Annotated in this window: 22 protein-coding genes; 12 read left to right on the top strand and 10 right to left on the bottom strand. The window is 40.1% G+C overall.

Annotated features, from left to right (window positions below; genetic code table 11):
* Positions 1–309 precede the first annotated feature (309 nt).
* Together epmA and efp are read right to left on the bottom strand one after the other, a co-directional pair.
* A complete protein-coding gene (gene epmA / locus I6E72_RS09775; RefSeq protein ID WP_197112137.1) occupies positions 310–1,284 on the bottom strand; it encodes an elongation factor P--(R)-beta-lysine ligase in 975 nt (324 codons plus the stop codon).
* A gap of 56 nt (positions 1,285–1,340) precedes the next feature.
* Entirely contained in the window at positions 1,341–1,907 is a 567-nt protein-coding gene (efp, locus tag I6E72_RS09770) for an elongation factor P (protein WP_010555265.1), read from the bottom strand.
* A gap of 41 nt (positions 1,908–1,948) precedes the next feature.
* On the opposite strand from efp, the gene epmB reads away from it, so the two are divergent.
* The gene (gene epmB / locus I6E72_RS09765; RefSeq protein WP_197112169.1) at positions 1,949–2,962 is read left to right on the top strand and encodes an EF-P beta-lysylation protein EpmB; all 1,014 of its coding nucleotides are present in this window, start codon (positions 1,949–1,951) and stop codon (positions 2,960–2,962) included.
* Here the strand turns inward: epmB and I6E72_RS09760 are convergent.
* Positions 2,959–3,168 (bottom strand): hypothetical protein, encoded by a 210-nt coding sequence (locus I6E72_RS09760; RefSeq protein ID WP_002960797.1) that lies wholly within the window; start codon positions 3,166–3,168, stop codon positions 2,959–2,961. The genes epmB and I6E72_RS09760 overlap by 4 nt on opposite strands.
* Positions 3,169–3,239: 71 nt before the next feature.
* On the opposite strand from I6E72_RS09760, the gene I6E72_RS09755 reads away from it, so the two are divergent.
* A complete protein-coding gene (locus I6E72_RS09755) occupies positions 3,240–3,530 on the top strand; it encodes a hypothetical protein (RefSeq protein WP_007585044.1) in 291 nt (96 codons plus the stop codon).
* Positions 3,531–3,577: 47 nt separating this feature from the next.
* Here the strand turns inward: I6E72_RS09755 and I6E72_RS09750 are convergent, their stop codons facing one another.
* Positions 3,578–4,069, bottom strand: coding sequence for a DUF3016 domain-containing protein (locus I6E72_RS09750; protein WP_197112135.1), 492 nt, complete (start codon positions 4,067–4,069; stop codon positions 3,578–3,580).
* Positions 4,070–4,348: 279 nt separating this feature from the next.
* On the opposite strand from I6E72_RS09750, the gene galE reads away from it, so the two are divergent.
* Positions 4,349–5,365 (top strand): UDP-glucose 4-epimerase GalE, encoded by a 1,017-nt coding sequence (galE, locus tag I6E72_RS09745; RefSeq protein ID WP_165724766.1) that lies wholly within the window; start codon positions 4,349–4,351, stop codon positions 5,363–5,365.
* A gap of 436 nt (positions 5,366–5,801) precedes the next feature.
* Here galE and I6E72_RS09740 read toward each other — a convergent pair whose 3' ends face one another.
* Complete coding sequence (locus tag I6E72_RS09740) at positions 5,802–6,482, bottom strand: Fe2+-dependent dioxygenase (RefSeq protein ID WP_197112133.1); 681 nt, start codon at positions 6,480–6,482, stop codon at positions 5,802–5,804.
* Between the two features lie 77 nt (positions 6,483–6,559).
* Positions 6,560–8,740 carry a TonB-dependent receptor gene (locus I6E72_RS09735; RefSeq protein ID WP_197112131.1) on the bottom strand — a complete coding sequence of 727 codons (2,181 nt, stop codon included), beginning with the start codon at positions 8,738–8,740 and terminating at the stop codon, positions 6,560–6,562.
* Positions 8,741–8,957: 217 nt separating this feature from the next.
* Between I6E72_RS09735 and I6E72_RS09730 the strand changes: the two genes are divergently transcribed.
* Genes I6E72_RS09730 through I6E72_RS09705 form a run of 6 tightly spaced genes read left to right on the top strand, consistent with a single transcriptional unit; the run spans position 8,958 to position 13,967 of the window.
* Positions 8,958–9,731, top strand: coding sequence for a DUF3450 family protein (locus I6E72_RS09730; protein ID WP_197112130.1), 774 nt, complete (start codon positions 8,958–8,960; stop codon positions 9,729–9,731).
* Complete coding sequence (locus tag I6E72_RS09725; protein ID WP_197112129.1) at positions 9,731–11,080, top strand: MotA/TolQ/ExbB proton channel family protein; 1,350 nt, start codon at positions 9,731–9,733, stop codon at positions 11,078–11,080. Before I6E72_RS09730 ends, I6E72_RS09725 begins: the two co-directional genes overlap by 1 nt.
* Positions 11,073–11,453, top strand: coding sequence for a MotA/TolQ/ExbB proton channel family protein (locus I6E72_RS09720; protein WP_002960812.1), 381 nt, complete (start codon positions 11,073–11,075; stop codon positions 11,451–11,453). The genes I6E72_RS09725 and I6E72_RS09720 overlap by 8 nt, the downstream gene beginning before the upstream one ends.
* Before the next feature lie 4 nt (positions 11,454–11,457).
* Positions 11,458–11,862 carry an ExbD/TolR family protein gene (locus I6E72_RS09715; protein WP_197112128.1) on the top strand — a complete coding sequence of 135 codons (405 nt, stop codon included), beginning with the start codon at positions 11,458–11,460 and terminating at the stop codon, positions 11,860–11,862.
* Position 11,863: 1 nt separating this feature from the next.
* Complete coding sequence (locus I6E72_RS09710) at positions 11,864–12,520, top strand: energy transducer TonB (protein WP_197112127.1); 657 nt, start codon at positions 11,864–11,866, stop codon at positions 12,518–12,520.
* A 19-nt stretch (positions 12,521–12,539) separates the two neighbouring features.
* Positions 12,540–13,967, top strand: coding sequence for a tetratricopeptide repeat protein (locus I6E72_RS09705; protein WP_197112125.1), 1,428 nt, complete (start codon positions 12,540–12,542; stop codon positions 13,965–13,967).
* A gap of 826 nt (positions 13,968–14,793) precedes the next feature.
* Here the strand turns inward: I6E72_RS09705 and zapE are convergent.
* Complete coding sequence (gene zapE / locus I6E72_RS09700) at positions 14,794–15,903, bottom strand: cell division protein ZapE (protein WP_197112123.1); 1,110 nt, start codon at positions 15,901–15,903, stop codon at positions 14,794–14,796.
* 59 nt (positions 15,904–15,962) lie between these two features.
* On the opposite strand from zapE, the gene rsuA reads away from it, so the two are divergent.
* The 3 genes from rsuA to I6E72_RS09685 all read left to right on the top strand — a co-directional run bounded on the left by rsuA (position 15,963) and on the right by I6E72_RS09685 (position 18,744).
* Positions 15,963–16,661: a 16S rRNA pseudouridine(516) synthase RsuA gene (rsuA, locus tag I6E72_RS09695; protein ID WP_197112121.1), complete on the top strand. Its 699-nt coding sequence runs from the start codon at positions 15,963–15,965 to the stop codon at positions 16,659–16,661.
* Positions 16,662–17,047: 386 nt separating this feature from the next.
* Entirely contained in the window at positions 17,048–17,701 is a 654-nt protein-coding gene (gene rluA, locus I6E72_RS09690; protein ID WP_197112119.1) for a bifunctional tRNA pseudouridine(32) synthase/23S rRNA pseudouridine(746) synthase RluA, read from the top strand.
* A gap of 92 nt (positions 17,702–17,793) precedes the next feature.
* Complete coding sequence (locus I6E72_RS09685; protein WP_197112117.1) at positions 17,794–18,744, top strand: DUF3530 family protein; 951 nt, start codon at positions 17,794–17,796, stop codon at positions 18,742–18,744.
* Here I6E72_RS09685 and djlA read toward each other — a convergent pair.
* Genes djlA through I6E72_RS09670 form a run of 3 tightly spaced genes read right to left on the bottom strand, consistent with a single transcriptional unit; the run spans position 18,727 to position 21,279 of the window.
* Positions 18,727–19,593: a co-chaperone DjlA gene (djlA, locus tag I6E72_RS09680; protein WP_007585079.1), complete on the bottom strand. Its 867-nt coding sequence runs from the start codon at positions 19,591–19,593 to the stop codon at positions 18,727–18,729. The genes I6E72_RS09685 and djlA overlap by 18 nt on opposite strands.
* 31 nt (positions 19,594–19,624) lie before the next feature.
* On the bottom strand, positions 19,625–20,281 hold the full coding sequence (gene murU / locus I6E72_RS09675; protein ID WP_197112115.1) for an N-acetylmuramate alpha-1-phosphate uridylyltransferase MurU: 657 nt from the start codon (positions 20,279–20,281) through the stop codon (positions 19,625–19,627).
* Positions 20,278–21,279 (bottom strand): aminoglycoside phosphotransferase family protein, encoded by a 1,002-nt coding sequence (locus I6E72_RS09670; RefSeq protein WP_197112113.1) that lies wholly within the window; start codon positions 21,277–21,279, stop codon positions 20,278–20,280. Before I6E72_RS09670 ends, murU begins: the two co-directional genes overlap by 4 nt.
* Position 21,280: the final 1 nt, after the last annotated feature.

Raw genomic sequence — 21,280 nt, 5'->3', positions numbered from 1 at the left:
TGAGTTTATTGTAGGTGAGGTTTTATACCTCGCTTTTTATAAAGTTAAATTACATGAGCGCGAAATAAATTCGCACCTACAGGTTTAGCGTATGTTGTTGGGTTTGATGTTTATTGTAGGTGAGGTTTTATACCTCGCTTTTTATAAAGTTAAATTACATGAGCGCGAAATAAATTCGCACCTACGGTTCGCGTTTACACTTTATTTGTAGGTGAGGTTTTATACCTCGCTTTTTTATAAAGTTAAATTACATGAGCGCGAAATAAATTCGCACCTACAAATATTCCACCTACGCCTACAAGCTAAGCATTACGCTCTTTGCACATCAAACGCTATTACGTCTTTAATTTTTTCTTTATTTGTTGCGAGCATTACCAACCTATCAATCCCCAAAGCCACCCCTGCGCACTGTGGTAATCCATGCTCCAGCGCTTTAATTAAACGCGTATCCATTGGCACTTGCTTTAAACCGTTGTTAGCGCGATATGCGTTATCTTCATTAAAACGTTTAGCTTGCTCGCTGGCATTTGTGAGTTCGTTAAAGCCGTTAGCCAATTCCATATTTTTGTAATAAAGCTCAAAGCGCCCTGCTACGCGTGCATCATGTTCACAAATTTGTGCAAGTGCTGCTTGAGAAGCTGGAAAATGATACACAAAGCATGGCTTATCTTGTCCTATTGTTGGCTCTACTTTCATACAAAATAATAATTGCAGTAAAGTATCTTTATGCGTTTCATTTTTGGCTATATCAGCAAATCCTTGCTCACACGCTAGTTGCTTTAATTGCTCTATGCTTGCTGTTAACGGATCGAGGCCGAGTGCTTTTTCAAACGCTTGCTGATAGGTAAGTCTAGTTGCAGGCGCGACACCTAAAACAAGCTGCATTAGCTCATCCATTTCATCCATAAGTGCAAATTCATCAAAGCCTGGGCGATACCATTCCAGCATAGTAAATTCGGGATTATGATGGCTACCCGCTTCTTCATTTCTAAATGCTTTACAAAGCTGAAAAATAGCGCCTGAGCCTGCTGCTAACAAGCGTTTCATAGCAAACTCTGGAGATGTTTGTAAAAACAGAAGAAGCCCACCAGCATGCCCTGGACCTACAAATTTGGTATTAAAACTAGCTAAGTGCACATCGGTTACACTGGCAGCACTTAAGCTTGGCGTTTCTACTTCTAAAACATCACGTGCATAAAAAAATTCACGGATGCTACGTAATATCGCTGCGCGTTGTTTTAGTGTTTCAATGCTTGCGCTTGGGGCCCAAAGATCTGCTGACATATTTTCTCCAAAAAAAATCCCAGCGTAAGCTGGGATTTTATAAACAATGTTAAAGCTTACTTAACACGGCTTACGTATTCACCATTACGAGTGTCTACTTTAATTACTTCGCCAATTTGTACGAATAATGGAACTCGTACCACAGCGCCTGTGCTAAGCGTTGCTGGTTTACCACCAGTACCCGCTGTATCGCCTTTAAGGCCAGGATCTGTTTCAGTGATCTCAAGCTCAACAAAGTTAGGTGGTGTAACAGCAATAGGGCTGCCGTTCCATAATGTAATTGTGCATAAATCATTTTCAACTAACCATTTTACTGAATCGCCTAGTGCTTTTTCGTCAGCAGCAATTTGCTCAAATGTTTCGTTGTTCATGAAATGCCAAAATTCGCCGTCTGTGTATAGATACGCTAAATCTGTATCCATTACATCAGCACCTTCAACTGATTCACCCGATTTAAAGGTTTTTTCAAGCACCTTACCAGAGATAAGTTTACGGATACGAACACGGTTAAACGCCTGGCCTTTACCAGGTTTTACCATTTCATTTTCTAAGATACTGCAAGGCTCGCCGTCCATCATAATTTTTAGGCCGCCCTTGAACTCGTTGGTGCTATAATTCGCCATCGTTTCCTCTATTTATATTTTTTCGAGTAATCTACATGCCAATGATACAAAGAAATGAAGCAAATTTGCATAAAAACTGGCAAAAAGAATTAGCAAATGTAGTTACCTGCCCAAAAACCTTGCTTGAAATGGTCGGTTTATCGAGCCAAGTCCATGAAAACGACCTAAAAGCCCGTAGTTTATTTCCGGTACGCGTGCCTATCCCTTTTATAAAAAAAATACGCCAAGGCGATCCAAACGATCCTCTATTGCTACAAGTTATGCCACGCCATCAAGAATTTTTGACTAAATCGGGTTTTAATAAAGATCCCCTACTTGAGCAAGATAACGACCAACCAGGCCTTTTACATAAGTACAAATCGCGTGTTTTGGTGATGTTTAAAACCGGCTGTGCTGTAAATTGCCGTTATTGCTTTAGAAGGCATTTCCCGTATCAAGAAAACCAACTCAATAAAAAAAGTCTGCTTGAAACACTGAGCTATATAAAATCAGATAGCAATATAAACGAAGTGATTTTAAGTGGTGGCGATCCACTGATGGCCAAAGACGATGCAATAAGCTGGTTTTTGGATGAGCTTGAGCAATTACCACAAATAAAACGAATGCGAATTCATAGCCGTTTGCCAGTAGTTATACCGGCGCGAGTTACCGATGAGTTATGTGAACGATTAGCAAAATCGCCATTAAAAATTATTTTTATTAATCACATAAACCACGCCAACGAAATAGACGCTGATTTTAAAGCTGCTATGCAAAAGCTTAAACAAGCAAACGTAACGCTTCTAAACCAAGCTGTAATTTTAAAAGATGTGAACGATACGGTTGATGCGCAAATAAATTTAAGCGAAGCGTTATTTGACGCAGACGTATTGCCGTATTATTTGTATTTGCTAGATAAAGTTGAAGGGGCGAGCCACTTTGATATTAATGAAGCGCAAGCAATTGAAATAATGGCAGAGCTATTAAAAGCTCTGCCTGGATTTTTAGTGCCTAAATTAGTAAGAGAAATCGGTGGTCAAAAAAGCAAAACACCTATCGATCTTAAGCTAATTTAAACGTATATATTTACGTTGTTACCCAATGATGCAGTTACCGATTTAGCCGGTGTTTGCGCACTTGACGATTGTGCAGCACCTTCAATAAGTGCAAGAGCCGCCGCGCCATCTGCTAATTGCTGCTTTTTAGATAAAGCAGCGCTGTAAAGCTCACTGCCTTGGCCTGAGCCAGAAACAGCGGGTAAACTTGTGCCTGATATATTCATATAACAAACCTGACTTTTAAATGTAATCCAAGTATTATGTCGGCAATGCAGTGCAAAGCTTTAGGAAAACCATGGATTCTATTATTGAACAACTCAATGCCAACTTAAAAATTGTTTACCGTCAGGCACTTGATGCTGACAAAAAACTCGACGAGCTTCAACAGCAAGGTCACGGTAAGTTTAAAGCCTTATTTACTGCCGATTCTGGCTTTAGCTTTGAAGCTAAACGTTTTAAGCCTTACGTACTTGACGTAGCCGCTGATGTTGAAAGCTTATCTAACGATGGTTTTGAAGAAGAAAAACTGAAAACAACCGTTATTAAGTTACAACAAATACTCACGTTGTTAGCTACTTTTAAGTAAAGCTTAAAAATAAAAATGCCGCTATTTAGCGGCATTTTTATTTTCAGTTAATCTAAACTTGGTAATATTTGTTCACCAAACCACTCTGTTAATAAGCGTTTTTCGTAATAAAATGATTCGTCGCGGCCCATTTTAATTTTATCCATAAAGCCCATATCTTTAAGCTCCACATCAGTATCTTTACTTAGCACTGTACCGTCGTTATCGGTTAACGAATAATTTAACTTAATGCGTGGAAAATAAATTGGTTTTACTACACGAATTTCGTCCATACCGCCATAACGCACATCACCTGCTAAATCTAAATCTGTAAACTCTACCTTTAATTTATAGTCTTTTGGCAATTGCTCGGCTAGTTTAGCCATATGCTTTTCGAAACTTGCTGCCACACTTTTATGATATGAGCTCTTTGTTTGGTTTGACGCTCGCACATCACGATAATCATTAAAGTCATGCCATTTAACAACAGACTCACCAGCATGGGCAAGCGCAGGTAATGCGATACACATTGTTGTTGCTATTTTTTTAACTAAATTCATATCTTTCTCCAAAGAGGTAGACCAATCACAAAAGTGTAGATTGGAGTAAACCTAGCATTAGCTATTACTAGACTCATTTTAGCACTTGTTTATTAACTATAACTTAATCTTACGTATAAAGTGTTACTTGTACTGAGTGAAATGTAATCAAAAGTACTTAATTTACCGTTATTAAAAAAAGATGTTATTTAAACTATAGAAATTACAGATAAAGCATGTAAATCACCTCTATTTATGGTGAAATTAACTCAATTGATAAAAGGTACCCACGGAGCTTTCATGACTATTTTAGTAACCGGTGGCGCTGGCTATATTGGCTCGCACACTGTTTTAGAACTTTTACAGCAAGGTAACGATGTTGTTGTTATTGATAATTTAAGTAACTCATCACAAGAATCACTTGCGCGCGTAAAGAATATTACAGGCAAAGAGGCCACTTTTTACCAAGGCGATATTCTCGATAAATTCTTTTTAGATTCAGTATTTGCAAAACACACGGTTGATAGTGTTATACATTTTGCGGGCTTAAAATCAGTGGGCGAGTCGGTTGCAAAGCCCATTGAGTACTATCAAAACAATGTACAAGGTACGCTTACGCTTGTTGATGCAATGCGCGATGCTGGTGTATTTAAATTAGTATTTAGCTCGTCAGCCACGGTATACGGCGACCCTGCAAGCTTACCGATTAAAGAAGACTTCCCTGTAGGCGGTACTACTAACCCGTACGGCACATCTAAGCTGATGGTTGAGATGATGCTACAAGATATCGCCAAATCAGATGAGCGCTTTGCGTTTGCTATTTTGCGTTACTTTAACCCAGTGGGTGCACATGAGTCGGGCTTAATTGGTGAAGATCCTAATGGTATTCCAAATAACCTTTTACCGTTTATCGCACAAGTAGCGGTAGGTAAATTAAAGCAGCTCGCTGTATTTGGTGATGACTACGACACAATTGATGGCACAGGTGTACGCGACTATATACACGTTGTAGATTTAGCTATTGGTCATTTAAAAGCGCTTGATAAAATTGCCAGCAGCACGGGTGCATTAGTTTATAACCTAGGTACTGGTAACGGTTACTCTGTACTACAAATGGTTAATGCATTTATTAAAGCAAGCGATCAGGCTGTACCCTATCAGGTTTCACCTCGCCGCCCTGGTGATATTGCAGCGTGTTATGCAGCGCCAGAAAAAGCACTTAATGAACTTGGCTGGGAAGCAGTGCGCGGTATTGATGAAATGATGCAAGATACATGGCGTTGGCAGTCAAATAACCCTAACGGTTATAAGGGTTAAGTAAAAAGGGCAAGTCAGAAAACATAGAAATTACGAGCTTCGCTCGTCACGCCAGCAAGCTGCGCGTCTACAAGTAATTTAACCACAGCGTTAAGTTTTGGCTGTAGGCGTTTAGCTTGCTCACGCGAAAAGCGCAGCTTTTAACATTTAAAACTGCTTGTTACCTACTTTTGGCTTCTCTAAAGCGCAGCGACCTCTTAGCCTCTTTGTGAATAAATCACTTAAAACCTTATTGCACAAAGAGAAGTAAAAGAGGAGTAAATGAGAAAAGACCAAAGCATAGAAATTACGAGCTTCGCGCGTCTCGCCAGCAAGCTGTGCGTCTACACGTAATTTAACCACCGCGTTAAGTTTTGCCTGTAGGCGTGAAGCTTGCTCACGCGAAAAGCGCAGCTTTTCATTACTTATATCTAATATTCAATAACGAGCATCTTCGTTATGTCTGCGCCCACTGTCTTAGCAAGTTATGATAAACCCCTGTTAATTGAATAATCTCTGGGCTATCTTCTACTTTGCTGCGCAAACTTTGAATCGACATATCTAAATCAAATAACAAACCACGTTTTTCGTCGCTGTTAATAATGCTCTGTAGCCAAAAGAATGAGGCTAATCTACGCCCACTCGTTACGGGCATTACATGATGTAAACTCGTTGAAGGGTACAACACCATACTGCCTGCTGGCAGCTTTACGCTATGTGAGCCATAAGTGTCTTCAATAACAAGTTCACCGCCCTCATAGTCTTCGGGGTCATTAATAAATAACGTCATTGATACATCTGTACGAATTTTTACTGGCGTACCCGGCACTTGTCTAATCGCATTATCTACATGCACACCAAACGATTGCCCACCTTGATAACAGTTAAAAAGCGGAGGAAAAATTTTTGCGGGGAGCGCTGCCGACATAAACAAATTACTACGCGCAAGTGCCGCCATAATAATGTCGCCAAGCTCTTGGCATTCAGGGCTATTTTCAGGTAGCTGTAAGTTATTTTTTGCTTTGGTTGATTGATGCCCTGCGGTAATACTGCCATCGGCCCACTGGGCTTTAAGCAAAACCTCATGACAATAAGCCACTTCTTCTTTAGTTAGTAGCTCTGGAATTTTAACTAGCATGTGCGCCCTCTCACATTTCCATCAAATAATTAAGGGCAGAGTTAACTCTGCCCTTTTATGCCGTACTTATTTTACTCTTAGAAAGAGTAGCTCGCTGTTAAGCTAAACTTACGACCATCACCTGGTACAAAGTGTCCACCACCTAACTGATCAACGTAATCTTTATCACCTAAGTTTTCACCATTAAACTGCAGGCTCAAATCTTTTGATATGTCATACGCAACCATCAGGTCAAAAATAGTATAACCTGGCGCACGAGAACGTGTTGACGTAGTCCCGTTGTAACGCTCACCTACATATTGCGCACCTAAACCAAACGATAATTTATCCGACATATCGTACGTAGTCCAAACACTCGCGCTATTTTTAGGCGTACGTGCAAGCTCGTTACCAATTTGAGTTGCGTCGTCGCCTAATGCTTCAGTTACTTCGCTATCTTGGTAAGTGTATGAAGCAATTACAGTCCACTCTTTAGTAATTAGGCCCGTTGCTGAAAGCTCTAAACCTTGAACGCGCTGCTCACCACCGAGTATTTCGTCACTTGAGCTATCTGCAAATGGGTCATCAGTACGGGCATTGGTTTTTTCAGTACGGAAAAGTGCAGCATTAGTTTGCAGGCGACCATCCATTAGGCTCCATTTAGTTCCTAATTCATAACTACGGCTTTCTTCTGCGTCTAAATCAGCTGCATTTGAACGCGTAGATACCGTTAGGCTTTCCGCTGATGGATTGAATGAATTACCTGCGCCTAAATATACACTGCCGTTTTCTGTAGGTTTATAAACTACAGCTGCATTCCAGCTAAATAAGTCGTCACTTGTAGAAATTAAAGCGCTTGGATCATTGTAATCGTTGTGATAATCCGTAGTGAAGCTATCAAAGCGAATTCCGCCTGTAACTTCCCATTGCTTGTTAAGTGTCACTGTATCAAATGCATAAATAGCTTGGTTTTTAGCTTTAGCTTCAATGCTTGTACCGTCACGGCCGTACACACCCGTAAATGCAATTGTTGCATCAGGATTGTATAAGTCGTTGCGTATTCCATCTTCAATTAGGTTATCAGGCGTAGTTGCAACAAAGTTATGGCGTGTAAACGTTTCGTTTGCAAGTTCAACACCCACTACTACGTCGTGAGTAAAGCCAGCAAATTCATAGTTACCAATTAAATCAACTTGAAGTGCAGCAAGTGAATTTTCTGTATCACGTGTTTTTTCATCTGCAAAGGTAATGTCAGTATCTGTTGTAACCGAGAAATAACGCGGTGCAGTTGTTACTGATTCACGTTTAACTTTACCTAAACGACCTTGAACACGTAACGTAGTATTTTGAGAAAAATCATACTCATAACGAGCTGTTGTTGAGTAGGCTTCAATATCTTCGTAATCACGATAAATATTACCGTAAAAGTTATCAAAATCGACAGGAGAAGGAGAGCGCGCGCTATCTGCAAGTTCAGCTACTGGTGTATCACTGTAAACCCAAGGAATACCGTAATCTGGTAAATTGTCTTGGCGTTGATACTCTAGGTTTAAATCAAAACGGCTGTTTGTACCAAGTCCTGTTGCAAATGCAAGCGCAACAGCATTTGTTTCGTTTTCAATATGGTCACGACCTGCAACATCACCTTTATCAGTAAGAAGGTTTATACGTAGTGCGCTTGTGTCGTTTACCTGAATGTTAGTATCAAAACGACCACGGTAATCGTTTTCTGTGCCTAAACGTAGCGAAACGTCGTTAAAGCTGTCTAACTTCGCCTTTTTACTTTCTAAATTAACACTACCACCTGTTGCGCCACGACCAGAAACTGCTGAGCCTGGGCCTTTTGCAACTTCAACGGCTTCAATGTTGTAAATATCACGTGTGTAACCTGCAACATCACGAATACCATCTACAAAAATATCATTTGTAGCACTAAAACCACGAATCGACATGCTGTCGCCAGTAGGTGAACCACCCTCACCTGCTGCTAAAGAAATACCAGACACATTGCGTAAAGCATCACGTAAGCTATCTACGTTTCTATCTTTCATTACCGCTTGGTTAATTACCGTTACAGTTTTAGCTGTATCGAGTAGCGGTTGAGTGTATTTATGCGACGTTGATTTTTCAACAACATAGCTAGACTCAGTTTTAGTTTCTGCTTTAGTTACCGATAGTTCTTGAACATCCTGTGCACTTGCCCAAGTTGAAAGCGTTGCCGTAACAACCGCTGCAATTGGCTTTATGTAGGCATTCCCTTTATTCGATGGCTTACTCATGGTTACTCCGTAGTTTTTATTAAGCACTTAACTATTGTTAATTTAAGGTACATATTTAATTTCGGCGAAATCCTACCACTCAAACAACGCAATGTAAACGATAACTATTATCAATTGCATTGTTATGTAAATTCCTATATTGTATACACACTCAAAAATTAACAGTAATTACGTCCCTGTAATTGCTTGTCGTAACTTTCAGGATTGTTGTTAAGTAATGCGAAGCTTAATTAAACCAATTAGCGTAGTTATCGCGCTTTGTAGCACCATGGCAGTAAAGGCCGACACTGTTAGTGAGCTAGAACAACTCGTTAATAAATGGCTACAAATAGAAAATCAAAACACAGAATTAAATACTCATTGGCTTGAACGAAAAAGCAGCATGGAGCAAACCTTAACGCTTCTAAATGCTGAGCAGCAGCAACTTAGCGAGCTTAATCAGCGTAGAAAAAAAAGCACCAGTGAGCTTGCCCAAAAACGCGAACAACTTGTTACTAAGCAATCAGAACTTGAAAATGATCAACAGCAATTAAATGATCAACTAGCACGTATTTCTCAGCAATTACTTTCATTACAAGTGCAACTCCCCCCGCCACTTTTAAGTAGTTGGAAAAACACTGGTGATTTAAGCGACTCACAGCTCAGTACAACTGACAAATTACAAACAGCGCTAAAAATGCTGACTCTACTTAATGATTTTCAACAACGTATTTCAATTCACGAAATGGCTATTAAGCATCCTGACGGGCAAGAAGTATGGGTAAAGCAGCTTTACTTAGGTGCAGCTCAAGCATGGTTTGTAAGCGAAGATTTAAGTTACGTAGGTATTGGTTTTCCAAGTGATTTAGGTTGGCAGTGGGAATTTGACCCAAGCATTAATGCTGAGCAAGTTGCACTGGGTATTGCGGTACAGCAAAAAAAGCGCGCTGCTGATTGGGTAACACTCCCAACATTAAGTTATGTAAATAAAAACCTGCAAGGGGCTAAATAATGGCTATTATGCGCATAATTAAAGTATTTAGCGCCACAGTGTTACTTTTTAGTGCAAACATTTCTTTTGCTGGGAGCAGTGATGATGCTAAACAAAGTATTTTAGGTGATATTAAAACAGCGCAACATACTCTAAATAAAACTCAAAATAGTATTTCAAAAGAGCAAGCTACCCTTGCAAAGCAAATTTTTACCAAGCAGCAATCGCTCAGTAAATTACGCGAACAAGCAGCCGTTAATCGCCGCCTAGCTGACGAAAACACATTAAGCCTCGATCAGTTACAAACCCGATTAGACACTTGGCAACAGCAACAGCAATATCAATTAAACTTACTTAGCCGTTTTGTGCGCCAAAATACCAGCAATAGTACCGGTAATAATGCAGGCAATGGTTCAGGCAATAACAACGCGACTAATAATCAGAGCGAGTTATTAAGCCGCGTTATATCGCAAATTAATAATCAAGAACAGGCACTTTATCCACAGTTTAAAAAACAATCGGTTGTGCTAAGTAATGGCGAATTAAGCCAAGCTAATACCCTTCAAGTAGGCCCTGTTGCATGGTTTAGTACGCAAACACCTAAACTTATGGGGTTATTAAATTTGGATGATGAATCTAATGCATTAAAAGTAGCGTTAGTGCAATCTACAAGTGACGACAACCCACTCGATAATACTTTAAAGCAAAACGGTGTTGGCTCAATATTACTTACTTTTGATCCTAGTTTAACGCACTTAGTAACTAGCCAAGCCCAACAAGAAAGCCCGCTTGAACACCTAGAAAAAGGCGGTTTATGGGCTATCCCTATTATTTTATTTGCCTGCTTTGCACTAACCATTGCGCTATTAAAAGCGGCACAGCTACTACGTTTAAGTAAAATTAAAATGCACTCTCAAATGCAATTACAGCAATTTTTTAAAGCTGAAAATAGCAGTGAATTCGCAGGTATGCAGCAGCAGTTATTTAACTTAACGCTGCAAAGCGAAAAAGGCCAAGTACGAGACGATCAATTATTTAATCAGTTAATTCATGATAAGCATAAACTCGATAACTTTATTGGTGCAATCGCTGTTACTGCAGCAGTAGCCCCATTACTCGGGTTATTAGGCACTGTTAGCGGCATGATCGAAACATTTAAAATGATGACCTTGTTTGGCTCAGGTGACCCAGAAGTTGTATCGGGCGGTATCGCACAAGCACTTATAACAACCGAATTGGGTTTAGTCGTTGCCATCCCTGCATTGGTATTAAATGCATTGCTATCACGTAAAGCAAAAGCGTACTACAGCCAGCTCGAAGGCTTTGCATTACAGCTAAGTCAACTAGAAAAAGGAGAAACCAATGTTTGAGAAAATCGTTAGTAACCCTATTTGCTGGTGTATTCTTTTACTCGCTTTATTTGTATACCAGTTAATTTTTCATGACTTGCTGCACCTTAAACAATACCAAGCGCAGCGCAAAGGTTATTGGCAAGAGGTTAGCTCTATTTTAACTGCCGCTCTTCCGCTACTTGGTTTATTAGGCACCATTGTTGGTTTGCTTGATACATTTAAAGTAATGGCGCTGGGCCATAACGAATTAATGAGTGACGCCATTGGTGATGCATTACTAACAACTCAATTGGGCCTTGTGTGCGCTATTCCCGCGTGGTTAATGCAAGCTTACTTAGCGTATTCGCAGCGTAATCCTAAATTACATACGTTAAGTAAACAGTTAGGGTAACACTATGCAATCACGATTAAAGCACAAGCTAGAGCAAGAAACGGGGCAACATATCGATATGTCGCCGCTACTTGATGTAGTATTTATATTGCTAATATTTTTTATTGTTACAACCGTATTTGTACGTGAAAGCGGCGTTGAAGTTGATAAACCACAAGCCGTATCGGCCAGTCGTCTTGAGCAGCAAGTTATATTTTTAGCAATAACCGACTCTCAACAAGTATTTTTTGATGGCAGCCAAATTGGTGTTGCTGGTGTACGTAGTAGTGTCGAGCAAATGTTAAAACAGCAACAACGCCCGGTGGTTATTCAAGCTGATAAAACAGTACCTACTGAGTTACTTGTTCAAGTAATTGACGAAGCAAAGCTGGCAGGCGCGGCGCAAGTTAACTTAGCGACCAAGCAATAATATGCACGCAGCTAACTCGCTACAAAAAACAAAAAACAATCGCCATCCACTTTTTGCATTTGGCCTTAGCCTCATTGTGCTTAGTGCTGCATTACTACTTTTATGGCTTGGGCAACTTGCCGAACACCATATGCAAGACAAAGTGGTTGTACGTGAGATTGCCATGGTGGCACTGCCACCTCCTCCTCCGCCATCAATATCGCAACAGCAAACAAGTGAGCCAATGCAAAGCTTAGCGGTAGAAGGTGCAGGCGCGTCTATTCAAGCCGTAAAAATTAAGATCAACAGCAATTTAAGTATTGTAAAACCCGATACACCTAGCGTAAAAGTAAGCGCGCCACAATGGCAATCAATGAGTGTAAATTGGGATGCATTTAGCTTAAATCAACTCGATGGTCTCCCCACTTTGCTTACTCCCGTCAAGGCCGTTTTACCAAAAAGCTTAACCCGCCGAGGTGTTGATGTATTTACTGTAAAACTCGATGTATTTATTGATGAAAGTGGCAAGGTAAGTTTAATTGAGATAGTACAAAATCCATATCCTGAACTTAAACCAGCTATCGACAAAATTATTAAACAAAGCCGCTTTAGTGCACCTAAAAAAGAAGGTGAAACCGTACGCGCTCGCTTTATTTGGCCAATCGAATTTAAACCTTAAGCCTATTAAAATGAAAAACATGAATATATTTAAAACGCTAAAACCATTAACTCGCGCAGTTATCACTACTTTAATGTGCTCATTCCCTTTATTAGGTGTAACTAGCGTGCATGCTAGTGCTGCTAGTACGCCATTAAAAAGTGCGCCACTAAAAGTAACTTTATCGCCTAGCGATCCAACATGGCAGTTGGCTATAAATAATAAATTACTAGGCCCTACAGAGGTCCTTATTGAGCCGACCGAGCGCGGTTTTGCTCGCCAAGTACAACCACTATTGCAAGCTGGTAATTACAGTGAAGTTGCTGCGCTATTTAAAGGCCGTGATATAAGCCAAGATAGCACTGCTTTAAACTTATTACGTGCACAAGTTTTACTTTCAACAAAAGACTTTAATAACGCTGAACAAGCTTACTTAGCGTGTTTAAAAGCTTCACCTGATTTAGTAAAAGCACACCAAGGTTTGAGCCTTTTATACATGCAACAAGCAAAGTATGACAAAGCACAAACACACTTAGTACGCACTATTGAACTTGGTCAGGCTGATGCACAAAGTTATGCGCAACTTGCTTATATACACGTGCAGCATAGCCAACCTTGGAGCGCAGTAGCGGCGTACCGCCAAGCACTGATGCTAGCGCCAGAAACAAGCCAATATCAACAAGGGCTATTGTTTGCGTTAATTGAATCGGGTGATTTAAGTCAGGCAAGTGCATTACTAAAAGAATTACTTAATAAAAGCCCTGATAAAGCTGAACTTTGGCTGCAACGTGCACAAATAGCGTTACAACTTGATCAAAAAAAGCAAGCGCTTGCTGCTATTGAAGTGGCCTTAAAACTCAACCCTAAAGATACCAGCAACCAGCTTTTAGCAGCCCAGCTACATTTAAGTGAAGGCAGCAGTGAACGCGCTGTTGATTTATTAAAGCAAGGTTTAAAACAGGCTAATAAAAAACAACAAGTTGAGGTTATTAATACCACCATGCAAACTTTAGGCTGGCTTGTATCTCAACAAAAATGGGATTTAGCTAAAGATCTAATAGGCAGCGCAAAAAGATTAACTAAGCAGCTACCCCGTGATGAACAGGCCCAGTTTTCTGTATACAGCGCACAAATTGCTATGCAACAAGGTAATACTAAACGTGCTCTTAAAAGCTTAAATAACGCACTTAAAATAAACCCGAATTTAGGTGATGCTTTACTTAGTTTAGCAAGTATTTATCGCAGTAAAAATCAGCTTACCCAAGCTAGATTAATGTATGTACGCGCACAGGCTCTGCCTGACTATCAACTATCTGCATGGCTTGGGTTATCGCAAATAGCGATTGATTCTAAAGACTACTCGAGCGCGCTAAAGCATCTTAGAAAAGCATTACAAGCTAACCCACAACGCCAAGACTTAATTACTAATATTCGCGCCCTTGAGAATATAGTGCGCCAAGAGGGGTAAGTTTAAGCCGTGGTTAAACTTTCTTGTAGACACAGCTTGCTGGCGTGATGGGCAAAGCTCGTAATTTCTATGCTTTAATTTTTTCTCATTTACTCCTCTTTGTGCAATAAGATCTTAAGTGATTTATTCACAAAGAGGTTTAGAGGGCGCTTCGCTTTAGAGAAACCAATAAGTAGCAAAGTAATCAGTTATGTATATTAAAAGCTGCGCTTTTCGCGTGAGCAAGCTAAACGCCTACCGGTAAAATTTGACGCTGTGGTTAAACTGACTTGTAGACACAGCTTGCTGGCGTGATGGGCAAAGCTCGTAATTTCTATGCTTTAATTTTTTCTCATTTACTCCTCTTTGTGCAATAAGATCTTAAGTGATTTATTCACAAAGAGGTTTAGAGGGCGCTTCGCTTTAGAGAAACCAATAAGTAGCAAAGTAATCAGTTATGTATATTAAAAGCTGCGCTTTTCGCGTGAGCAAGCTAAACGCCTACCGGTAAAATTTGACGCTGTGGTTAAACTGACTTGTAGACGCACAGCTTGCTGGCGTGACGAGCAAAGCTCGTAATTTATATGTTCTATGTCTTCTCATTTACTCCTCATTCGCTTCTCTTTGTGCAATAAGTTTTTAAGTGATTTGCTCACGAAGAGGCTAAAAGTGAGCTGCGCTTTAGAGAAGTAAAAATACATAATTACTATTGTTTTATGTCTTCTCATTTACTTCTATTTTACTTCTCTTTGTGCAATAAGTTTTTAAGTGATTTATTCACAAAGAGGCTAAAAAGAAGCTCACGCTTCTCACGTGAGCAAGCTCGTTTACAATATATATTAAAGCGTTACCAATTTTGCATTTCGACTATGCGTGATTGCGTGCGTGCATATTCAAAGCTCAACTTTTTACCTTTATATAAATGTTCAATGTCGATTTCGGCATTTATCACCAGTAACTTATGGCAATCGTAAAACTCATCTACTAATGCAATAAAGCGCCGTGCTTCGTCGTCAAAGATGTGCTCATCAAGCGTTTGTTTTTCGCGTTGGTAGCTATCTTCTATACCGTGAACAATAACTTTGCCCGTTGCTTTAACACCCATTTGTGGCACGTTCGATACATATAACACATCAAATTGCGTTGCTAAAAACATATAATCGCTAGCACTGCGTGGGCCTGAGCATAGCGCCATAAAATCAATCATCAAGGCGTGATCTGCTTTTAATAAATAAGGTAAATTGCGGCCATGTACACTAATTGTATTTCTATATGTTACCTCTGCATAAGAAACTAAAAACTCATTTTCAAAATCGTGATTTGATAAATTAATAAAATAGTGACGACTATTTTTACCGTATCTAAAGCGGTGATCGTCCTCCCCCGCCACGTTAATTATATGGCAATGGTTATTAATTAAATCGATAGTAGGTAAAAATCGCGCTCGTTGCAGGCCGTTGTAATAAAGCTGCTCTGGCTTTGCGTTCGATGTGGCCACCAGCACAACACCTTGTTCAAACAATGCATTGAACAATCTCGCCATAACCATAGCATCGCCAATGTCGCTCACAAAAAACTCGTCAAAACACAGTACTCGAATATTTTTAGCCCACTGTTTTGCAATTAGGATTAGTGGATTTTTTTGACCTTGTAGCTGCGAAAGTTGGGCATGCACTTGCGCTATAAAATGATGAAAATGCAGTCGCTGCTTTTGCTCAGTAGGTAGGTTTTTATAAAATAAATCCATCAACATAGATTTACCTCGTCCTACAGGTCCATATAAATAAACGCCTTTTATTAAGGGCGCTTTTTGCCACCATGATGTGTGAGCTTGAAGTTGCTCGGTTAGCGTATTTAAAGCTTCCACTGCATTTTGCTGCGCAGCATCAAAACACAGTTCACCCGTGTCTATTTTTGCTTGGTAAAGGCTTAAAATTTGTGTGCTGTGCACTGTCATGGTATTTCACTATCGGCTATAATCGCGCCCATTGTAGCCGACTAAAAATGTGAACCAAAATGAAATTCCCTTGCCGCTTAGATAAATTTATTAGCCACTTAGCTGAAATACCGCGCACGCAAGCCCGCGCGAGTATAAAGCGAAAAGAAGTAAGCGTTAATAGCGAAGTAATCACATCACATAATTTTCAGCTAGCCCAGCAAGATGAAGTACTGCACCAAGGTACGCCTTTGGTATTTTTAGGTAAGCGCTATTACATGCTAAATAAACCTGTTGGCTATGTATGTGCTAACAGTGACGAGCTACATAAAACTGTTTTTGACTTACTTGATGAGCCAAATATGAGCGACTTTCACGTAGCAGGTCGTCTTGATATAGATACCACAGGGTTAGTTATTATTACTAATGATGGCGATTGGTCACATAAAATTACGTCACCTAAAAGCAATAAATTTAAAACCTACCTAGTCGAGACCCAAGAGCCTATTACCGATGAAGCGCTTGAGCAATTACGAACAGGTGTCATGCTGCATAACGAAAAAGATTTAACCCGCCCAGCTATTGCCGAACGACTTGCTAATTACGGACTGCGTTTATCAATAAGTGAAGGTAAGTATCATCAAGTTAAGCGTATGCTTTACGCGGTAGACAACAAAGTAGTTGAGCTGCATCGCGAGCAGATTGCGGAAATTACCCTAGATGAAAACTTGGCCAGTGGTGAATATCGATTATTAACAGCGCAAGAAATTAAGTTATAAAAGCGCTTTAAAGGAGCCTAAGTTTGGATATACTAGGGCGTGTTGAACTTTGTGGATTGAAATTTGTTCAATCTAGGGGCGATTTAATCGCGGCGCGAGGTTTGTAACCTAGTGGGCTAAGTAAAAATCGAGCAACAAAGAGTTAATCGCCCCTAGAAAGAACCCAAAGGGCAGAGCATGTTTGGCATTTATGCTGCGTTATCGCCTAATTATGGGGAATAACCACACTACATAGGCTCTGCCTTGCCTAAAAACCAAACATACTACTGCAAATTCAACCACCAACGTTCAACACGCCCTAACTAAAACAATATAGCCAAACTTTTACTTGAGCCTATTCCCTTGCTCCACTAAAATAGTGCCCTTCAAAATTACTAAGGTCGGCCGTGTTAGTTAACTACAATCCCCCTATGAGCCCGTATTTAACAATACTTTTTCAGGATGACGACTTACTGCTAGTTAATAAACCAAGTGAGTTATTAACTGTCCCAGGTAAAGATCCTAAACATGCCGACAGCTTAATTAATCGTGTTAATCGTGTTTTTCCAACAGCAAGAATAGTGCACCGCTTAGATATGGCGACTTCTGGCATACTGTGCCTTGCCATGAATAAAGCAGCACACAGACATTTAAGTATGCAGTTTCAAGAGCGCGAAACAGCTAAACGTTACATAGCACGTGTATACGGACAACTTGAAGCTGAAACAGGATCAGTAGATTTACCCCTTATTTGTGATTGGCCTAATCGCCCAAAACAAATGGTTGATCACGACAGAGGTAAACCTTCGCTTACGCATTTCAAAATACTTGAGCGTGAAGAAAATGCAACCCGTGTAGAGCTAACTCCCATCACTGGTCGCTCGCATCAACTACGTGTGCATATGTTAAGCCTTGGTCATCCTATTTTAGGTGATAGACTTTACGCCCACAAAGAGGCACTTGCTGCCGCTCCTCGCTTACAATTACATGCACAAATGCTGCAATTAAAGCACCCTGTAACTGAGCAAGTACTTACTTTTGAAGCCGAATTAGAGTTTTAACAGGTTTAAATTTACTAGCTAATTCGCTCTATACATTAAACTTTTAGATAACCTTGCCGATACCTAACTAATTGTCATTAGTTAGGTGCGTTATGCTATTTACACGGTTTTTAAAAGGGGCTTTTTATATACAGCTCAGCTGTGCCCTACTTTTAGCTAACCCCATCAGCGCGGCTGAACATATTGCTCCACCTAATCTATCAAGCATTGAAAATAGCGACATTGAGCGACTACTTCCAAGCGATGAAATAAAGCCTATATTGGCGGGTGAAACAGAATTTTTAAGCCTTTACAGCGAGTATATGAGTAGTAATTTTAGAGGTATCGTAATACTTATACCCGATTGGCACTCTTCACCTACCAATAATTCAGGTATGAGCTACTTGCGCAAAGAGCTTAATAATTTAGGTTACAGCACCTACGCAATGACAGTGCCCGACATTGATTGGCAAACTAGTAAAATGGCAAAAACAACGCCCAGCGAAACCGAAGCTGCGCCGAGTAACGCCGAGGAACCTGCATCATCCGACACAACAGCAAACGCACAACCGCAGCCTGCAAAAATAAAAGAAGAACCTCATTACGTTAATGCAATTGAAAAAGTAACCGACGACATACTTGATAACTATAAAATAAATCTCATTTCTCGCTTTAATGCGCTGTATCAAACCGCTATGGAAGATTCGAATAATATAGTGGTTATAGCACAAGGCACGAGTGCGGGTGTGTTGTTGGAGTACTATGCAGATTTTCCGGACGAGAGAGTTGAGGCATTTATCAGTTTAAGTAGTTACTTACCTAATACCAAGCGTAACGAAAGCTTGAGCCAAACAGCATCACTTGTTACACCCGCCTTACTTGATATTTACTATGCAAATGACAGCACAGACATTTTAATGAGCCTTAAAAATCGTCAGCGCTGGGTTGACCGAAATGCAAAATTTGATTACCGCCAACGCCAGTTGTTTGGCCTGCGCGATCAACCCGATCAACACGCACGCCTAACAAAAGAAATAGACGGTTTTTTACGCCGACTTTTTTAAATACTCATAAGCAGCTTGAATATCTTGGCTCTTTTTAACAGCCAGTTCCATCATGTGCTTTGGTAAACCTTGCGATACTAATTTATCTGGATGATGTTGCGACATAAGTTTACGGTACGCTACTTTTATATCACGCTGCGTTGCATCGCTACTTAAGCCTAATAACGCCAATGCTTGCGCACGGTTCATATTATTATTTGGCGGTACATGGTGGCCAGAACCTTCACGGTAACTACTACTTTGACCTTGGTTTTGTTGCTGCTGATTAAAGCGCTGTTGTTGCTTTCTAAAGTTAAACTCTGCTTGGTAGCGCTTTAATACAAATGCAAAGTGTGTTTTAGAAATGCCTAGCTGTTTACTTACTTCTGCTAATAATTGCTTTTCTTGTTCGGCTAATACCCCGTCAGAAAACGCCATTTGAATTTGTATTTCTAAAAACAACTGTATTAGATCGTTTCGTTTAGCAAAGCGTTCTTTAAAATCGTGTACTGTTTCTTTAAGTGAAAAGTCGCTCTCTTTACCTGACTGAAATGCATGTTGTGCTTCGCGGCGTTCTTCGCCCTTTAAGCCCATTTCATCCATAAACAAGTTAGCCGCTTTTATATGTACTTCGCTGACTCGACCGTTCGATTTTGCAATGTGCCCCATGACAGCAAAGCAGCTTGAAAAGAATAAAGCTTGGCGCTCGTGAACATCGTCACCACTAAATAAGCTAGAAAAGCCGCCTGCTTTATCAAAGTTATTTTTTAAGCTTTTATCAAATAAATGACCTAGGTATAAACCTAAAATGGCACCAAATATTTTGCCAAACATAAAGCCAAAACAAAAACCGAGAATTTTTCCCCACATCTATAATACTGCCTTCTTAAAAATTGAGTTGTTACGCCTCAAGGCGCTTGTTTAATTGGTTTAAACGCTCTGGTGTACCAATATCATCCCACTGCCCTATATAGAGCTCAGTAGAGACTAAATGTTCATTTAGCTTTTCACGTAAAATAGGCCCTAAAGGGCGAATACCTTGCGTTAATCCTTTAAAAAAATCAGCCTGATACCGGCCAATCCCCGAAAAGGTATATTTTTGACTCTCGGCCGATAAATGGCTCAATGCAAAGTCGCCATCTGGATTGTGTGGCGGGTTTTCTATAAGCACTATGTGCGCCTCACCGGGTTGTAAATGAAGTTGCATTAGCGAACTTACACCATAGTCGGTGTATACATCGCCATTTACTACAATGAACGAGCCACCCAACAACGGTAACGCTTCAATAATACCGCCGGCCGTTTCAAGGCCACCTTCAACTTCTTGGCTATAAAGTATATTTACGCCAAATTGACTGCCATCTTTAAAGTAGTCTTTTATTTTATCACCCTGCCACGCAAGGTTTATTACAATATCGGTAATGCCGGCAGCTTTAAGGTTATTTATATGGTGCTCAATAAGTGGTTTTTGTGCCACTTTTAACATTGGCTTTGGCATATTTTGCGTGAGCGGCATCATACGTTGTCCGCGCCCTGCAGCTAAAATCATCGCTTTCATGAGCGCTCCTTTGCCAACTTTTCAGTCACTTTTGGCACTATGATATTTTTTGTCCACTCACTCAATGCTTTAAGCTCTGGGTAATTTGCCGCTACTTCAATAATGTAATCAAGCGTCGGTAAAATATTATCTAAATAACCTGTTTTACCATCGCGCAAATATAATCGACAAAATATACCCGCAGCTTTTAAGTGGCGCTGTAACCCGGTTAAATCAAACCAATATTTAAACTCATCGAATGGAGTGTCAGCCAGTAAATTTTGAGCCGTAAATTCTTGATAAGCAAAATCAAGCAAGCTTGTTAACTCTTTTTGAGGCAGTTTAAAGTAGCAATCGCGTAGTAGCGATACTAAATCGTAGCAAAGCGGCCCGCGTACAGCATCTTGATAATCTATAATTGCCCACTGGCCGTTACTGTTCATAATATTACGGCTATGATAATCGCGATGAACGGTAACAGTGGGTTGCTCACGCATGGCCTTTATTAATAGCTCTGAACTTGTTTGCCACATTACGTTTTGCTCTGCGCTTAGTGGCTCATTAATAAAGTCATTCACTAACCACTGGCTAAATATATCAAGTTCTAGTGTTATAAAATCTTCGTTATACGCTTGCATAGCAGAAGCTGCCGGCGTTTTAGCCCATTGAGCACTTAAACTAATTAGCGCTTGATAGTGCTCGATGCGGTTTGCATCACCAAGCATATCGGCTAGGTGCGTACTCCCTAAATCACTAAGAACAAAAAAGCCTTGTTTCTCATCACTTGCAATAATAGTAGGAAGTAAAAAACCTTGCTCAACAAACACCTGATTTAGCGAAATGTAAGGTTCGTTATTTACTTTTTTTGGATCTGAGTCCATCACTATTAAATACTTATTATCGTGATTTAAACGGTAATAACGGCGAAAGCTAGCATCACCTGTGATCGCGTTTAAAGTATGCGACTTGGCATTAAGGTGTATGTTTATAAATTGTTGTAAATTCTCAAAGCGTGTCATT

Source organism: Pseudoalteromonas sp. NSLLW24 (assembly GCF_015864725.1).
Taxonomy (GTDB): Bacteria; Pseudomonadota; Gammaproteobacteria; order Enterobacterales; family Alteromonadaceae; genus Pseudoalteromonas; species Pseudoalteromonas arctica.
This window is presented reverse-complemented; position numbering and strand designations above follow the sequence as displayed.

Bases quoted from the DNA above. Each gene is read 5' to 3' on its own strand.
- epmA (WP_197112137.1), bottom strand. From the start codon at position 1,284: ATGTCAGCAGATCTTTGGGCCCCAAGCGCAAGCATTGAAACACTAAAA.
- efp (WP_010555265.1), bottom strand. From the start codon at position 1,907: ATGGCGAATTATAGCACCAACGAGTTCAAGGGCGGCCTAAAAATTATG.
- epmB (WP_197112169.1), top strand. From the start codon at position 1,949: ATGATACAAAGAAATGAAGCAAATTTGCATAAAAACTGGCAAAAAGAA.
- I6E72_RS09760 (WP_002960797.1), bottom strand. From the start codon at position 3,168: ATGAATATATCAGGCACAAGTTTACCCGCTGTTTCTGGCTCAGGCCAA.
- I6E72_RS09755 (WP_007585044.1), top strand. From the start codon at position 3,240: ATGGATTCTATTATTGAACAACTCAATGCCAACTTAAAAATTGTTTAC.
- I6E72_RS09750 (WP_197112135.1), bottom strand. From the start codon at position 4,069: ATGAATTTAGTTAAAAAAATAGCAACAACAATGTGTATCGCATTACCT.
- galE (WP_165724766.1), top strand. From the start codon at position 4,349: ATGACTATTTTAGTAACCGGTGGCGCTGGCTATATTGGCTCGCACACT.
- I6E72_RS09740 (WP_197112133.1), bottom strand. From the start codon at position 6,482: ATGCTAGTTAAAATTCCAGAGCTACTAACTAAAGAAGAAGTGGCTTAT.
- I6E72_RS09735 (WP_197112131.1), bottom strand. From the start codon at position 8,740: ATGAGTAAGCCATCGAATAAAGGGAATGCCTACATAAAGCCAATTGCA.
- I6E72_RS09730 (WP_197112130.1), top strand. From the start codon at position 8,958: ATGCGAAGCTTAATTAAACCAATTAGCGTAGTTATCGCGCTTTGTAGC.
- I6E72_RS09725 (WP_197112129.1), top strand. From the start codon at position 9,731: ATGGCTATTATGCGCATAATTAAAGTATTTAGCGCCACAGTGTTACTT.
- I6E72_RS09720 (WP_002960812.1), top strand. From the start codon at position 11,073: ATGTTTGAGAAAATCGTTAGTAACCCTATTTGCTGGTGTATTCTTTTA.
- I6E72_RS09715 (WP_197112128.1), top strand. From the start codon at position 11,458: ATGCAATCACGATTAAAGCACAAGCTAGAGCAAGAAACGGGGCAACAT.
- I6E72_RS09710 (WP_197112127.1), top strand. From the start codon at position 11,864: ATGCACGCAGCTAACTCGCTACAAAAAACAAAAAACAATCGCCATCCA.
- I6E72_RS09705 (WP_197112125.1), top strand. From the start codon at position 12,540: ATGAATATATTTAAAACGCTAAAACCATTAACTCGCGCAGTTATCACT.
- zapE (WP_197112123.1), bottom strand. From the start codon at position 15,903: ATGACAGTGCACAGCACACAAATTTTAAGCCTTTACCAAGCAAAAATA.
- rsuA (WP_197112121.1), top strand. From the start codon at position 15,963: ATGAAATTCCCTTGCCGCTTAGATAAATTTATTAGCCACTTAGCTGAA.
- I6E72_RS09685 (WP_197112117.1), top strand. From the start codon at position 17,794: ATGCTATTTACACGGTTTTTAAAAGGGGCTTTTTATATACAGCTCAGC.
- djlA (WP_007585079.1), bottom strand. From the start codon at position 19,593: ATGTGGGGAAAAATTCTCGGTTTTTGTTTTGGCTTTATGTTTGGCAAA.
- murU (WP_197112115.1), bottom strand. From the start codon at position 20,281: ATGAAAGCGATGATTTTAGCTGCAGGGCGCGGACAACGTATGATGCCG.
- I6E72_RS09670 (WP_197112113.1), bottom strand. From the start codon at position 21,279: ATGACACGCTTTGAGAATTTACAACAATTTATAAACATACACCTTAAT.